At 46.5% G+C, this 226-nt stretch carries 1 pseudogene; it reads left to right on the top strand.

Features of this window, described 5'->3' with window-relative positions:
- Positions 1-94 precede the first annotated feature (94 nt).
- A pseudogene (locus LD028_RS09885) lies at positions 95-226 on the top strand (IS110 family RNA-guided transposase); the annotation flags it as partial.

Consider the following 226-nt stretch of genomic DNA (forward strand, 5'->3'; position numbering starts at 1 on the left):
TTAGGAGCTTTTCCGGGGGACTTGATCAAAAAAAGTCCTCTTGGTATGATGCAGGGGTGTCAAACATTACTCACCATACCAAGGAGGACTTCAGATGAATTGTACACAAAACTATAAAATTGATCAAGTAACCGAACAAACGCTTGTCGTGGGAATCGATATCGCGAAACGAACCCACTACGCCTGCTTCGTGGATGACCGGGGGCGTGTGCTTCGCAAGTCTTTC

It is taken from the genome of Anoxybacillus sp. LAT27, assembly GCF_022030075.1.
In the GTDB taxonomy this organism is placed as follows: domain Bacteria; phylum Bacillota; class Bacilli; order Bacillales; family Anoxybacillaceae; genus Anoxybacillus; species Anoxybacillus kestanbolensis.